Source organism: Roseospira visakhapatnamensis (genome assembly GCF_014197915.1).
GTDB classification, from domain to species: domain Bacteria; phylum Pseudomonadota; class Alphaproteobacteria; order Rhodospirillales; family Rhodospirillaceae; genus Rhodospira; species Rhodospira visakhapatnamensis.
Genome location: NZ_JACIGK010000021.1, coordinates 1 through 15272 on the forward strand (window position 1 = coordinate 1; position 15272 = coordinate 15272).

The following is a 15272-nucleotide window of genomic DNA, read 5'->3' on the forward strand; positions in this document are numbered from 1 at the left end:
GCTCCGGAAACGGCGGTTGTTCACTCTTCGTTCTACGCGATTCCGGACCACCTGTCACCACATGATGTGGTCCCGGACTCAAAGGGATAAGCCTCTCCCATCGAAATGCTTTTTGCAAAAATCAAGGCCGTTGTCCGAGCGATCGCACCTCGGGATTTCGATGCCCTCTGCAAGGCCCTGAAAGAAGCGCTCGACAAAGTTATGCCAACAGAGTGCAGCAGCTATATGCGGCATTCCGGCTATGGCCCAACTTGATCTCGGATTACTCTAGGGCACTGATCCAGACAAAAGATGCGGTCAGCATTCTTTTGTCTGGATCGAAAGTGCACTAGAGAAAATCCCGAGCGATCCGAACCGGATCGCGACGACGATTTGCTTTAAAAACAAAAACGCAGAGCGTTTTGGGTGAGTCCAAAATCACGCAACACGCTCTAAGAACAATGTCTTGTGCGGTGACGTCTGCCGTCAAGGATGATCTCCTTGACGGCGTTGCGGCACTGGGGCCGGGCACTGGTAACGATGGCGCCGTCAGGGGGGCACTCTTGACGGCGTCGGTCGCGGCGCGACGCGGTGAACATCGTGGCGGAGGCGGGCGACCCCGTCCGCCCGCGCCCTGGCGCGCGTCGATGATGTTGCCTCGGGTCAGGACGGCGTGAGGTCGGTCGGTCCAGACGAAGGGACACGGGGATGCGCGCCCTTTGTCTGGATCCGTATCCGGGAGCGGCCGGGACGATGGAAGACGCGCCCGCCACGCCCACATGCCGACGGCCGCCAAGAAGCACCGGGGCCGCCCCGGGGCCGCGTCACGGCCCCGGGTGACGGGGTCCGGGATCAGGTCGCCGCGTGCCGTGACCGGGCCGTGCTCCAGGCCGCCCGGCAGTGCGCGTAGCGCTCGGTCATCATCGCCTTGGCCTGGGTATCGTCGATCTCGCCGGCCAGCCAGGCCTTGGCCGCCGCCCCGAAGATCGTCCGGCCAATCGCGAAGCCCTTGCAGACCGGCTGCGCCGCCGCCCGTGCCACGGCGGCTTCCAACACGTCCATCGGCGTGTCCAGGCCCAGCAGCAGCACGCCCCGGCAGAAGGGATCGTGCGCCTCGATCACCCGGGCGATGGCCCGCCAGCCTTCCGTCGACTGATCGGCCAGCTTCCACCAGTCCGGCCGGATGTCGGCCGCGTAGATGTCCTGCAACGCCCGGGCCATGGTGTCCGGCGCGGCGGTGTCGTCGGGCTCGTGAACGATCTCCAGCAGCAGTTCCTTGCGGTTGCCGCGCGCGGCCATCAGCACACGCCGCATGCGCTTGATCAGCTCGGCCCGATGGTCCTCGGGCGCGTCGGGGTGATAGCGGACCAGGCACTTGACCACGTGGTCGTCGGGCCACTCCCGCAGCGCCACGCCCAGGCTGTCCCCGACCTCGAAGTCCAGCGGATCGACGCCCGGCGCCTCGACCGGGCGGCCGATCCACAGATGCGCCCGCGAGGCGTCGAACAGCGTGTCCTCCGCGTAGCGCCCGTCCAGCAGCATGCCCGGGGAGAAGGCGGGATCGGTGGTCTCGACCACGACTTCGAAGGCCAGCCGCTTGAAGGCGGGGATCCGCGCATGGTCCGCGCCCACGGCATCGGCCATGGCCTCCAGCTGGATCCGGTGATCGATGGCCAGGGTGGCGATGTCCTTCCAGACGTGCCGGCGCGTGGTCGCCCAGTGGACATGCTCCATCCAGCTGTCCTCGCGCACCCGGGGATTGACCACGCCGCGCTTCAGGAAGATCTCCAACTCCGTCCAGGTGGGGTAGGCGGGGGCGCAGCCATGCCGAGAGACCGCCAAGGCACCGCAGGCGTTGGCGAAGCGGCAGCACTCCTCCAGGGGCAGGTCGCGCAGGTAGCCGCGCAGGAAGCCGGCCATGAAGCCGTCTCCGGCACCGAGGACATTGAAGACCTCCACCGGGAAGCCCTCGGAGGACACGCCTTCCTCGATGGTCTCGGGGATGGCACCGGGGAACATCACGCAGCCCTTGGGACCGGCCTTGAAGACGATCAGGGCGTCCGTGTGGCGTCGAATGTTTTTCAGGGCGGTGATGGTGTCGGTGTCGCCGCCGGCGATATGCACCTCCTCGTCGGTGCCGACCACCACGTCGCAGTCCGGCAGGACCGATTGCAGATGGGCGGTGATGCTGGCGGACCGCACGAAGCGGTCATGGCCCTTGCCCATGCCCAGCAGGCCCCAGAAGCTGGGCCGGTAGTCGATGTCCAGGATGACCTTGCGGCCGTTCTCGCGGGCGACGCGGATGGCCTTGCGGCTGGCGGCGTCCAGGTTCGGCTTGGAGAAGTGGGTGCCCGTGACCACGACGGCCTTGGCCGAGGCGATGAACGCCGGGTCGATGTCGGCCTCTTCCAGGCCCGCGTCGGCGCAGTCGGTGCGCACGAACAGCAGTGGGAAGGACGTCCGGTCCTCCAGGCCCAGGATCGCCAGCGCCGTGAGGCGCTTGGGGTCGGTTTTCAGGAAGCGGGTGTCCACGCCTTCCCGGTCCAGGGTCTCGCGGATGAAGCGTCCGAACTGCTCGTCCCCGACGCCGCTGATCAACCCGACCTTCAGGCCCAGGCGCGCGGCACCCGTGGCGATGTTGGTCGGGCATCCGCCGATGTACTTGGAGAAGCTGAGGGCGTCCTCCAGGCGGCATCCCACTTGATCGGCATAGAGATCGACGCAACTCCGGCCAATGGTGATCGCATCAAGCGTCGGCGCGGTGGGGGAAGGTTCGGCGGACATGGTCGTTTCCTTGATGAACCGTGAAGGCCTTGGTCGCAGATGGCCCGTCATGGCGGCGGGGTGCCCCATGACCGACCCGGGGCGCGTGGCGTCAGCGGGTCCCGTCCGGCGCGTGGCCCTCGCGAAGCTGGCCCACGCGCAGTGCCAGGATCAGGGCCAGGGACATGGTCACGTTCAGCGATCGAAAGTCCGTCACGCTGGCTTCCGCGACCTCGAACAGGATGTCGGCCTCGTTGAACGGGGCCCGGGGAGCGTCGGTGATCACCACCGTGCGCGCGCCGCGCTTCAGCGCGACGTCCATGGCCAGGCGGCTTTCGGGGGCGCTCGGCTGGAAGGAAATGGCGACCAGCACGTCCTCCGGCCCCACCAGGGTGAGTTGCTGCTCCATGGTGCCGCCGACGCCGTCCAGCAGGTTCGCCGGAACCTCCAGGCGGTTCAGGTTGTAGGCGAGGTAGAAGGCCGCCGGGAACGTCCGGCGGCTGGCCACCAGGTGGGTGATCCGGGCACCGGCCATCAGGGTGGCGGCCTGTTCCAGCGCCGCGTGAGGCAGCGACTCGCGCAGGTGGCGCAGGGCCTCGATGGCGGCGTCCGTGAACAGCGCTCCCAGGGCTTCCGGTCCGGCCCCGCCGCCGGTTTCGGCGGCGGTGAGGTGGCGGATCCGGTCCCGATAGCTGGGCGCCATGTCCGACAGGCGCGCCTGGAAGACCCCCTGAAGCTCCGAGAAGCCACTGTATCCCAGGGTCTGGGCGAACCGGATCAGGGCCGAGGGCGCCGTTCCGCACGCCTTGGCCACGTCCGCCGCCGTGTGGAAGGCAAAGTCGTTGGGATGCGTCATGGCGTGGTCGGCGATCTGCCGGAGCCGCCGGCTGTAGCCCTCATAGTCCCGCGTGATCCGGGCCTTCAGGTCCTCGAAGGTCGCGGGGGGCTTGAAGGCGTCATCCCGATCCTCCCGGTCGATCATGGGCGATCCTGGTCGGTCTTGGGTGGTGATCCTGATCGCGGATTTTAGAACAAGAATTTCATTCTTGCAACATCGTGGATGACGTGTTCTAATTTCTGCCAACAAAGATCGAAAAACGCTGGGATCGGGAGTGGAACGCCATGCGCGCCTGTGTCTTGCATGCTGCGGGGGATCTCCGCATTGAGGACTGGCCCGAGGCCGGTCTGGCCCCGGACGAGGTGCGCCTCACGTTCGGTCACGGCGGCATCTGCGGATCCGATCTCCACTATTTCGCCCACGGGCGGGTCGGCGACTCCATCGTCCGCGATCCCATGATCCTGGGTCACGAGTTCACCGGGACCGTGCTGGAAACCGGACCGGCGGTGACCGACGTGACGCCCGGCGACGTGGTCGTGGTGAATCCCTCGCGACCCTGCGGCGACTGCGCCTATTGCCGCGACGGTCGCGTCAATCTCTGCCTCAACATGCGCTACATGGGGTCGGCCGCGAAACGGCCCCATGAGCACGGGGGCTTCGTCGAACGCCCGGTGGTGCGCCGCGCCAACTGCGTGGTGCTGCCGCCCGGCACCGACACGCGTCTGGCCGCCGTCGCCGAGCCCTACGCCATTGCCCTGCATGCCCTCTCCCGCGCCGGCGATGTGACCGGTCAGACGGTCCTGGTGACCGGCGCGGGCACCATCGGTGCCCTTTGTGCCGTCGCCGCCCGTCGCCGGGGCGCGGCCCGCGTCATCGCCACCGACGTGGAGGACGCGACCCTTGCCCGCGTCAAGACCCTGGGCGTGGACCGCTGCATCAACGTCGCCACCGACCCCGAGTCGGTGGCCAGCCTGATCGCCGAACAGTCGGTGGCCGCCGTGCTGGAATGCTCGGGGGCGGCCAGGGCCCTCGAGCTGGCGGTCCAGGCCGTTCGTCCCGCCGGACGCATCGTCCAGGTCGGGTTCCTGCCGATCGACCAGGGTCTGTCGATCAATGCCCTGCTGACCAAGGAACTGGCGATTGTCGGGTCCTACCGGTTCGTCGACGAGTTCGAGACCGCCGTCTCCGACATCGTCGACCGCCGGGTCGACCTGTCGGGCGTGGTGACCGCGGTCCATGGGATCAACGCCCTGGACCTGGCGTTCGCCGAGGCCGCCGACCGGCGCCGAAGCCTTAAGGTCCTGGTTCACTTCTAGACCACGGGAGACGAGGATCATGACGCGCCAGCGGGGGATCCTCGATCCCGGCTACGATCCCGACAAGCTGTCCATCGGCGTTCTTCACCTGGGCGTGGGCGCGTTCCACCGGGGGCACCAGGCGGTGTACCTGGACGATCTCGCCCGCCAGGGCGAAACCGGGTGGGGCATCCTGGGCGTGAACGTGACCGCCCCCGACTGGACGGATGCCTTCGCCGCCACCGGCGGGCGGTACACCGTCCTGGAGGGCGAGGGCCAGGGCTGGAGCGCGCGGCGCATCGGCGCCATGCGCGGGTTCCTGTATCGCGATGGCGGGGAGACGGGACTGGACCTGCTGGCCGATCCGGCCCTTCGGCTGGTTACGCTGACCATCACCGAAAAAGGCTACTGCCATTCTCTCGGCACGCGAAGCCTCGACGAGGACGGCCCCATCGCCGGGGACCTTGACCAACCCCGCGACCCCCGCACGGCCATCGGCTATCTGGTGGAGGCCCTGCGCCGCCGCCGGGCCGCCGGCCTGCCGGGCCTGACCGTGGCCAGCTGCGACAACATTCCGGACAACGGCCGCCTGCTGGCGGGGGTGGTCCTGGACTACGCCCGCCGTGTGGATCCGGCCCTGGCCGACTGGATCGCGGACGCCGTGGCCTTCCCGGTCTCCATGGTCGATCGCATCGTACCGGCGGTGGACGACGCGGCCCGGATCCTGATCGCGGCGGAGACCGGGCTGGATGAGCCCCCCGGCCACGCCATGGGCATCGTGACCGAGACCTTCCGCCAATGGGTGATCGAGGACCGCTTCGCCGGTCCCCGTCCGCCCCTGGAGTCGGTCGGGGTGACCGTCACGCGCGACGTGACGGTGTTCGAGCACATGAAACACCGGATCCTGAACGGCGCCCAGACGGCGCTGGCCCATCTCGGGCATCTGTCGGGGTTTTCCACCACGGCCGCCTGCATGGCCGATCCGGTGATGGCCACCTTCGCCCGCCGCTTCATGGAGCGCCAGGCGGCCGTGACCACCGAGCCGCCCGGCGAGAGCCTGGCGGCCTACGTGGACCGCAGCGTCGCGCGCTTGACCAACCCGGGCATCCACCATCCCCTGCCTCAGATCGGCACCGATTCCGCGTTCAAGATCGGCCAGCGGATCGGCGGGGCGACCGCCGACCTTTTGGTGCGGGGCGGGCCGATGGACTTGCATGCCTTGATGATCGCCGGCTGGATCCAATACGTTTGCGGGCGAGGTCGTGACGGCCGGCCCATCCCCGTCAACGAGCCCGGCGCCGTCCGCTTCGCCGCGCTGGGTGCGCTGACGGCGAGTTCCCCCCGGGATCGGGCCCTGGCCTTCCTGGCGCTGGACCCCTTCCCCCGGGCGTTGGCCGCCGACGACGGCTTCGTGGTGCTGGTCGAGGATATGGTGCGGCGGCTTTCGGCGCGAACGCCCCGGGCGATCCTGGTCGACCTGCTGGCGACCCGGGGACAGGAAGGAGCCGTCGCATGATGGGTTGGGTCAAGACCCGCACGCCCGAGGAGTGGATCGCCGCCCTGTTGATGACCCTGGTGGTGGCGCTGCTCGGTTGGCAGGTGTTCTTGCGGTTCGCCTTCGGGGACACGCTCTCCTGGCTGGAGGAAACGGCGCGGTTCGCCTTCGTGTGGGCGGTCTATTTCGGCTTCATCATCGCCGCCGAGAAAGATCGGCACATCCGCGTGTCCCTGCACATCATGATGATGCCGCCACTGGCCAAGAAGGTCATCATGACGATTGCCGATCTTATCTGGTTGTTCTTCAATGGCATTGTCATCTGGTATGGCACGACGTTCGTCGCCTCCATGTTCAAGTTTCCCTACATCTCGCAGACGACGGGGATCAACCTGGTCTGGATTCAGATGATTGTGCCCATCGGGTTCGTGTTGATGTCGATCCGCATTCTCCAGGTCGTGGTGCGACGCTGGCGCGCGCCCGAGCCGCTGGTGGTTGACGGCCGGGTAGACGATTAGGGAGACGGCAACCATGGATCCGACCCTTGCCCTGACCCTGGTGTTTGTCGGTGCCCTGCTTCTGGGCGTGCCGGTCGCTATCGCCATCGGCCTCGCCGCCGTGACCGGCATGACCCTCTCGGGCCTGCCCATGTCCTATCTCGCCCAGACCGCCTACACGGCGGTGGACGAGTTCACCATCATCGCCGTGCCCATGTTCATCCTGGCCGGGGCGCTGATGGAAAAGGGCGGCCTCACCGAACGGCTCATCGGCTTCTCGCGCAGTCTGGTCGGTCCGGCGCCGGGCGGGCTGGCGAGCGTGACCATCATCGCCTGTACCCTGTTCGCCGCCATCTCCGGATCCGGCCCGGCCACCACGGCGGCCATCGGCTCGATCATGATCCCGGCCATGCTGCGCGACAACTATGGACGCGGCTTCGCCTGTGCCGTGCCCTCGTCGGCGGGCGGCATCGGCGTGGTCATCCCGCCGTCGATCCCCATGATCATCTACGGCATCACCTCGGAAACCTCGATCACCGGCCTGTTCGTCGGCGGCGTCGTGCCCGGCATCCTGCTTGCCCTGGCCCTGTACCTGACCGTGCGCGTGATCGCCCGGCGCAAGGGGTTCTCGTCGCTGGACGGGCAGACGCGCACCACCCGGGACATCCTGGCCAAGGCGCGCGAGGCCAAGTGGGCGCTGGCGGCGCCGGTCATCATCCTGGGCGGGATCTACATGGGGGTCTTTACCGTCACCGAGGCTTCGGTGGTGGCGGTGTTCTATGCGCTTTTCGTGGGTATCTTCATTTACAAGGCCATCCGCCTGCCGACCTTCGTCGACGCCGTGGTCTACGCGGTGCGCATCACCGGCACGGTGATGCTGGTGCTGGTCACCGGCCGGATCATCGGCCGGCTGTTGTCCATCTATCAGATTCCGCAGCAGGTCTCCGCGTTCCTCATCGGCGCGGTGGGCGACCCCACGATGCTGATCCTGGTCATCGTCCTGATGCTGATCTTCATCGGTATGTGGATGGAAACCCTGACCCAGATCATCATTCTCACGCCGCTGCTGTTGCCGGTGGCGATCAGTTGCGGCCTCGATCCCATTCAGTTCGGCATCATGTTCGTCATCGCCTGCGAGATCGGTTACTCGACGCCGCCTCTGGGCGTTAACCTTTTCGTTGCCAGCGAGATAGGAAACTCCTCGGTGGAAGAGGTCAGCAAGGCGTCTTTACCTTTCATCTTCGCCGAGACGACCGTGCTTCTTATGGTTGCCTTTATTCCTCAGCTCACCATGACATTACCCCGGTGGCTGGGATTCGTGGGGTAGGGTCCGTCCCTATCCCATTCCGCGAGACGGAACGAACGACGGGAGAGTTCGATGCTAAAGAAAACCCTTTTGGCCAGCGTGGCCCTGGGCATGTTGGTGATGGCGCCGGCGGCGTCCTGGGCGGCGGACTACACCATCCGCCTGTCTCACGGCGACAACGAGAACAATCCCACCCACTTCGGCGCCCAGAAGTTCGAGGAGCTGGCGGAAAAGTACACGGACGGGCGCGTCGATGTTCAGATCTTCCCGGCCAACCAGCTGGGGACCGAGCAGGAAGTCGCCCAGGCCCTGCGCATGGGCGCGATCGAGGCGGAGATCCTGTACACGGGCAACCTGGTGCCGCTGGCGCCGTCGGTCGGCGTGATGATGCTGCCCTATGCCTTCACCAGCAACGAGGAAGTCTGGGCGGCCATGGACGCCCTGAAGGAGCCCCTGAACGGGCGGCTGACGGAAGAGGCCGGCGTCCGGGTGCTCGGCTACTTCGAGAAAGGGTTTCGCGTCCTGACCAACTCCCAGCGCCCGGTCGAGACCATGGAAGACCTGGACGGGCTGAAGATCCGCGTGTCCAAGAACAACATCGCCATCGAGACCTTCAAGGCGTGGGGCCTGAATCCCATTCCCATGGCCTGGGCCGAGGTGTTCCCGGCGCTCCAGCAGGGGGTGATCGACGGCCAGGAGAATCCGTACACGACCTCCATTTCCTCGAAGTTCTACGAGGTGCAGAAGTACATCACCGAGATCCACTACATGATCTGGTCGGGTCCGTTGATCATCAGCGAACAGTTCTATCAGGAATTGCCGCCGGACATTCAGGAAGCCCTGAATCGCGCCGGCGAGGAGGCCGCCGACTATCAGCGGATCGTCTCCGGCGACCTGACCGAGGAAGCCAAGACCAAGCTGGTCGAACTGGGCATGGTGCTCTCCGGTCCGCCGAAGGACGAGGAGAAGTGGCAGGCGGCCGCCCAGGCCATCTGGCCGCAGTTCTATGACGACATCGGTGGCGAGGCCTGGGTGACGGAAGCCCAGGCGGTCATGCAGCAGGCCATCCAGGGGAACTGAGGGTTCGTTCCCGTCCTTGACGCTGTTTGCCCCCGAACCACCCCGCCGTCGACCTCCGGCCGGGGTGGCTCAGGCCCTGGCCCGCCTTTCCTCCCCCTCCGGAAAGGCGGGCCCTTTTTTTGCCGCCCCTTTTTTTGCCGCTGTCCGGGGGCGTCACGGCGCCCCCTCCGCCGACGGCGCCGGGGTCTCGTCGATGAACAGGCGCCGTTCCTCCCGGAAGCGCCGGGCGAGGTAGGTCCGGCAGAAAGCCACCCGCGCCAGCGCGTGGGTGTCGCGATGGCTGAGCAGGTGGTACGCGCGACGGAAGGTCACGGCCGGCAGGATGCGCACCAGGCCCGGGATCCCGCGCGCCACGAAGTCATGCAGGATGCCGATCCCCACCCCCGCCTGGACGGCCTCGATCTGGCCGGCGACGCTGGCGCAGCGGAAGTGCCGGCGGGTCCACCGGGCGAGCGCCCGCGCGTAGTCCAGCGAGGACGTGTAGGCATAGTCGTCAACGCCCGTCACCAGCACATGGGTGGCGAGATCCTCGTCTCGTGCCGGCGTGCCCCAGGCCGCCAGGTAGGCGCCGGCGGCATAGACGCCCAGCGTGTAGTCGGTCAGGCGCGAGACCAGGAGCTTTCCCTCCTTGGGCGGATCCAGGCAGACGGCCAGGTCGGCCTCCCGTCTGGAGAGGGAGAACACGCGCGGCAGGGGCACCAGTTCGATCACCAGATCCGGATGGTCCTGTTGCAGGCGGCCCAGTTCGGCGGCGAGGAAGTAGGTGCCCAGTCCGTCCGGCGCGCCGATCCGCACGGTGCCCGCCAGCCGGGCGCCCCGGGCGCGGGTGTCCTCGGTGATTTCCAGGATCTCGGTCTCGATCCGCTCGGCGACCTCGACCAGCCGCTCGCCCGCCTCCGTCGGGATGGATCCGGATGGCCGCCGCTCGAACAGGGGGACGCCCATCGCCGCCTCCAGCGCGTCGAGCCGGCGCGCCACGGTGGCGTGGTTGAGGCCGAGCGCCTGCGCGGCCGCCAGAATCTGGCCCCGCCGGGCGACGGCGAGAAAAACCCGCAGATGATCCCAGTTCATGACGACCGAGTCCGCACGACAGGTTCCGCGCAGCATTTTCCGCACAATGGTTCCTCGAACACTATCGTTTCTGTGCGGAACTTCATAGGAGACAGTGGGACCCTGATCCGTTCATCCGAAGGGAAGCCCCATGGTCCACGCCATCCAGCACTTCATCAACGGCCGTCTCGTTCCCGGCACCGGGACCCGCACCGCCTCCGTGTTCAATCCGGCGACCGGCGAGCAGACCGGCGCCGTGGCCCTGGCCAACGCGGCGGATGTGCGCGCCGCCGTCGATGCGGCCCAGGCGGCCGCCCCCGGCTGGGCCGAGACCACGCCGCTGCGCCGCGCCCGGATCCTCAACGGCTTCCTGCGCCTTCTGGAAGAGCGGATCGACGATCTGGCCGCCGTCATCACCGCCGAACACGGCAAGGTGCTCTCCGACGCCAAGGGCGAGGTCCAGCGGGGCATGGAGGTGGTGGAGTTCGCCACCGGCGCGCCCCACATCTTGAAAAGCGAGTTCACCGAGACCGTGGGCACCGGCGTGGACAGCCACGCCGTGCGCCAGCCGCTGGGCGTGGTGGCGGGCATCACGCCGTTCAACTTCCCGGCCATGGTGCCGATGTGGATGTTCCCGGTGGCGCTCGCCTGCGGCAACACCTTCATCCTCAAGCCCTCGGAGCGCGATCCCTCCGCCGCCCTGCTGCTCGCGGCATGGCTCAAGGAAGCGGGCCTGCCGGACGGCGTTTTCAACGTCGTGCAGGGCGATAAGGACGCCGTCGACGCCCTCCTCGATGCTCCCGCCGTCCAGGCCGTCAGCTTCGTCGGCTCGACACCCATCGCCCGGTACATCTATCAGACCGCCACCGCCAACGGAAAGCGGTGCCAGGCCCTGGGCGGGGCCAAGAACCACATGATCATCCTGCCGGATGCCGACCTGGACCAGGCCGTGGACGCGCTGATGGGCGCCGCCTACGGGTCGGCCGGCGAGCGCTGCATGGCCGTCTCGGTGGCCGTGCCGGTGGGCCAGGACACCGCCGACGCCCTGATCTCCAGGCTGACGCCCAAGATTCGGGCCCTCAAGGTCGGTCCCGGCACCGATCCGGAGTCGGAGATGGGGCCGCTCGTGACCGCGCCGCACCGCGACAAGGTGCATGGCTACATCGACCGGGGCGTGGCCGACGGCGCGACGCTGGTGGTGGACGGCCGGGGCCTGCGTCTTCAGGGGTACGAGAACGGCTACTTCCTGGGGCCCACCCTGTTCGACAACGTCACCACCGACATGACGATCTACCAGGAGGAGATCTTCGGTCCGGTGCTGTCCGTGGCGCGGGCCAACACCTACGCCGAGGCCGTCGACTGGATCAACGCGCATCCGTACGGCAATGGGACCGCCATCTTCACCCGCGACGGCGACGCCGCGCGCGACTTCGCGCACCGCATCCAGGCCGGCATGGTCGGGATCAACGTGCCCATTCCGGTGCCCATGGCATTCCACTCGTTCGGCGGCTGGAAGGACTCGCTGTTCGGCGACCACCATATGCATGGTCCCGAGGGCGTGCGCTTCTACACCCGCCTGAAGACCATCACCACCCGCTGGCCGACCGGCATTCGCGCCGGCGCGGAGTTTGCCATGCCCACCATGGCATAGCGCCGACGGTCCTTGCGACGGATCGGGGCCGCCGATCCCTCGGGTTGCCGCCGGCCGGAGGATGAATCCCGCGTCCTCCGGTCCTGGCGGGCGACGAAGCCCCAGGAACCCCGGCGCCCTCAGGGCTTGGAAAACAGGGTGTCCAGGAGCGGCGACACCGTGGCCTCCAGCGCGAACCGTTCGGAGAACGCGGCGCGCGCGCGCTGGCCCAGGGCGGTCGCCGTGTCCCGGTCCTCCAGCAGGTCGGCGAGGGCGCGGGCCAGCCGGGGCACCTGCCGGGGCGGAACCAGCCGGCCGGTCTGGCCGTCGATCACCGCTTCCCGGCATCCGTCGGCGTCGGTGGCGACGATCGGCAGGCCGCAGGCCATGGCGCCGAGCAGCGCCAGCGGCAGGCATTCCATGATCGACGTCTGCGCATAGATCTCGGCGTCCCGGTAATGGACGTCCAGCTTGTCCGGTTCCACCGTGCCCACCAGTCGCACCGCGCCCCTCAGGTCGTCCTCGCTGACCCGGCGCAGCAGGTCCCGGGAAAAGGCGTTCCAGGACGGCGGATGGCAGCCGACGATGCGCAACTCCACGTCGGCGGGGATCCAGCCGTCCCGGCGTCCCAGGGCGAAGGCCTCCAACAGGGTCCAGGTGCCCTTGCGGGTGCCCGTGGCCTGAACCGAGAGGATGACCCGGCGGGGCTTGTCGGCCGTCGCGGGGACCGCCGGGGCCTGCGGCCGGGGCATCCCGCTCCAGTACCGCACGATGCCGTCGAAGCCGGCGTCGGCCCAGACCGCGCGGGTGGCGTCCGACCCGAACAGCAAGGTCACCGCGCCGGTGGTCACCAGGGACTGGAACCGCTGATAGTACTTGGGGGAGCGCATCAGGATGCGCGGATCGTAGGTCTCGTGGATGTACCAGTACGCGGGCACGTCCCGGCAGCGGTCCAGGAGGTCCGCCGCGACCGACCAGGAGGCGAAGGAATTGATCAGGATGGGCCCGCGAACGGTCCGCGCGTAGGCGCGCAGGCGCAGGCGGCGCAGCCGGTTTTCGGCGACCAGGCCGATGCGCGCGCCCAGGCGCAGGATCCGGCGGGCGATGGACGGAATCCGGCCGTCGTGGCTGAGATGCGCGAGGAAGCGTCCGCTCCGGCCCATGAAGATCGACAGCCCGCCCTCGCTCATCACCGCGCATCCGATGTCGGTGAACTCCTTGGCCAGGGGGCCGGTCCGCAGGCTGATGACATTACTGGTCACGCCGTCCCGCCGCATGGCCAGGGCCACGTCGCGCAGCAGCACCGGCGCGCCGGAGTAGCTGAGTTCATGGCTGACCAGGGTGACGTGCCGCCCGTCGGCGGGCGGCAGGGTCGGCACCGGTCGCGGCGTCCGTGGGCGCGAGACCGGCGCGGGCTGGCCGGGCTCGCTGGCCACCAGCCGATCCACGGCGCGGGCCAGATGGGGCAGCCAGGGTGTCGACGACAGGCTGAAGGTCCAGCGGTCGAGACTGGGCGCGAAGACGTTGCGCGGGGGGGCGCTCAGGGTCTTGCTCAGGTACCGGTAGACGATTTCCTCGTATTCCTCGCCGATCTTCTGGTCGTTCTCGGAGATCGTGTTGTCCCCGTGGAAGCGGTAGAGATACAGCCGCTCGCGCAACAGGACCGGTTCCTCGATCAGGCTCGCGCGCAACAGGAAATCGACATCGTGGGCGTAGCGGAAGTCGTCGAAGGGACCGACCTCCTCCAGCAGGCTCCGATGGAACACGAAGTTTCCGGTGGACACCCCGATGTTGTAGTGGAGCAGCAGGGACGACAGGGACGGCGCCAGGTCCAGCTCCTTGAGGATGACGTCGCCATACCAGTGCCGCCACGGATGCCCCACATCCAGGGGACGGCCGTCGCCGTCCACCGGCTCCACATGCGAGAAGACCAGCCGGGCGTCATGCTCGCCGGCCGCCGCCAGGCAGCGCGCCAGCCGGTCGGGGTGGTACGCGTCGTCGGAATTGAGGATCGCCATGTAGGCGCCGGTGGCCCGCGCCAGTCCCTCGTTGAGGGTGGCGTGGGCGCCCTTGTTCGGACGGGACTCGAACTGGACGGTGACGCCCTCGGGTGGTGGCGTGGCGGCCAGGTGCTCGCGAACCGTTCGCGCGCTCCGGTCGGTCGAGCCGTCGTCGATGATCACGAACTCGATCGGCCAGTGCGTCTGGGCGAAGACGGACTCGATGGCCTCGACCACATACCGTTCATGGTTGTAGACCGGCATGATGACCGAGACGAGAGGGCTGTTCCGCATGCGTTTGTGTCCAGGGCTCCGATGCCGGGGGAGCGCGGACGCCGCCGGGGGCGGACCGTTCCACGCCGGTTCCGACGGGTCAATCGGGGAAGAGGGTCGAGAAGGTGTCGCGGCCGGCGCGCAGGTCGTCCAGCATCCGGGCGCAGCCGTCGGCGAACCCGAGGCGGGGCGCCCATCCCAGGACCTCGCGGGCCGTGCGGATGTCGAGGACGCTGGCGGGCACGTCGAAGGGACGGCCGGGCAGGGTGCGGACCCTGGGGGCGAGGCCCAGGCGGTCGCGCAGCGTGTCCAGGATCTCGTTCAGCGATACGCCGGCGCCGCTGCCCAGGTTGTGGACGGGCAGATCCGTCTGCCCGGTGGGGGGGGCCTCGGCCAGGGCGATCAGGCCGCGGGTCAGGTCGGCCACGTGGATGTAGTCGCGAACCACGCTGCCGTCGCCCCAGATGGTGATTTCCTCGCCGTCCAGGGCCTTGAACAGGAAGGCGCTGACGGCGCCCTGCTGCTTGCGGCGCGCATCCTGGCCGGCGCCGAAGGGGTTGGAGATGCGGGCGACCCGGCAGTCCAGGCCGTGATGGGCCCGGTAGAAACCCAGATACAGCTCCACGGCGGCCTTGGAGACGCCATAGGCGGTGATCGGCGCCAGGGGGTGGTCTTCCGGCGCCGGAACCTGCCTCAGGCGCCCGTAGACGGTGCCGCCGGAACTGGAAAAGATGAGCCGGGAGCCCGCCCGATGGCGCAGCGCCTCCAGCAGGCCCAGGGTGGCCCGGACGTTGTCGTCCAGGTCGCCGAGGGGATTGTCGTTGGCCGTTTGTGGAATGGTCGACCATGCATAGTGATGGATCACCGTGTGATCGGCGATTAGCGCCTCCCAGTCGATCCGTCCCGGGGTCACCGCCGCGTAGCCCACGGACAGGTCCGCCAGCGCGGCGGGGGGCGGCGCCAGGTCGGCGATGGTCACGCGCGCGCCCCGGCGGGCCAGGCCCAGGGCCACGTGGCGTCCGATGAAGCCGCTTCCGCCGAGAATGAGATGCTGGGTCATGAGGGC

The 15272-nt window shown here is 68.2% G+C and carries 11 protein-coding genes; 6 read left to right on the forward strand and 5 right to left on the reverse strand.

Annotated features, from left to right (window positions below; genetic code table 11):
- Positions 1-831: 831 nt before the first annotated feature.
- On the reverse strand, positions 832-2763 hold the full coding sequence (locus GGD89_RS13345) for a bifunctional 5-dehydro-2-deoxygluconokinase/5-dehydro-2-deoxyphosphogluconate aldolase (protein ID WP_184046074.1): 1932 nt from the start codon (positions 2761-2763) through the stop codon (positions 832-834).
- 91 nt (positions 2764-2854) lie between these two features.
- Complete coding sequence (locus GGD89_RS13350) at positions 2855-3724, reverse strand: MurR/RpiR family transcriptional regulator (RefSeq protein WP_184046076.1); 870 nt, start codon at positions 3722-3724, stop codon at positions 2855-2857.
- A 140-nt stretch (positions 3725-3864) separates the two neighbouring features.
- Here GGD89_RS13350 and GGD89_RS13355 point away from each other — a divergent pair, with 140 nt between their 5' ends.
- From GGD89_RS13355 to GGD89_RS13375, 5 genes are read left to right on the forward strand one after another with little or no spacing between them, the layout of a single operon-like run.
- A complete protein-coding gene (locus tag GGD89_RS13355) occupies positions 3865-4896 on the forward strand; it encodes an L-idonate 5-dehydrogenase (protein ID WP_184046078.1) in 1032 nt (343 codons plus the stop codon).
- Positions 4897-4915: 19 nt separating this feature from the next.
- On the forward strand, positions 4916-6391 hold the full coding sequence (locus tag GGD89_RS13360; RefSeq protein ID WP_184046080.1) for a mannitol dehydrogenase family protein: 1476 nt from the start codon (positions 4916-4918) through the stop codon (positions 6389-6391).
- Positions 6388-6888 (forward strand): TRAP transporter small permease, encoded by a 501-nt coding sequence (locus GGD89_RS13365; protein ID WP_221238461.1) that lies wholly within the window; start codon positions 6388-6390, stop codon positions 6886-6888. Before GGD89_RS13360 ends, GGD89_RS13365 begins: the two co-directional genes overlap by 4 nt.
- A 13-nt stretch (positions 6889-6901) precedes the next feature.
- Positions 6902-8194: a TRAP transporter large permease gene (locus GGD89_RS13370; RefSeq protein WP_184046082.1), complete on the forward strand. Its 1293-nt coding sequence runs from the start codon at positions 6902-6904 to the stop codon at positions 8192-8194.
- A gap of 51 nt (positions 8195-8245) precedes the next feature.
- Positions 8246-9253, forward strand: coding sequence for a TRAP transporter substrate-binding protein (locus GGD89_RS13375; protein WP_184046084.1), 1008 nt, complete (start codon positions 8246-8248; stop codon positions 9251-9253).
- A 153-nt stretch (positions 9254-9406) separates the two neighbouring features.
- Here GGD89_RS13375 and GGD89_RS13380 read toward each other — a convergent pair whose 3' ends face one another.
- A complete protein-coding gene (locus GGD89_RS13380; RefSeq protein WP_184046086.1) occupies positions 9407-10324 on the reverse strand; it encodes a LysR family transcriptional regulator in 918 nt (305 codons plus the stop codon).
- Between the two features lie 130 nt (positions 10325-10454).
- Here GGD89_RS13380 and GGD89_RS13385 point away from each other — a divergent pair, with 130 nt between their 5' ends.
- On the forward strand, positions 10455-11954 hold the full coding sequence (locus tag GGD89_RS13385; protein WP_184046088.1) for a CoA-acylating methylmalonate-semialdehyde dehydrogenase: 1500 nt from the start codon (positions 10455-10457) through the stop codon (positions 11952-11954).
- 119 nt (positions 11955-12073) lie between these two features.
- Here GGD89_RS13385 and GGD89_RS13390 read toward each other — a convergent pair whose 3' ends face one another.
- Entirely contained in the window at positions 12074-14227 is a 2154-nt protein-coding gene (locus GGD89_RS13390; RefSeq protein ID WP_184046090.1) for a glycosyltransferase, read from the reverse strand.
- 79 nt (positions 14228-14306) lie between these two features.
- Positions 14307-15266: an NAD-dependent epimerase/dehydratase family protein gene (locus tag GGD89_RS13395; RefSeq protein ID WP_184046092.1), complete on the reverse strand. Its 960-nt coding sequence runs from the start codon at positions 15264-15266 to the stop codon at positions 14307-14309.
- Positions 15267-15272 lie beyond the last annotated feature (6 nt).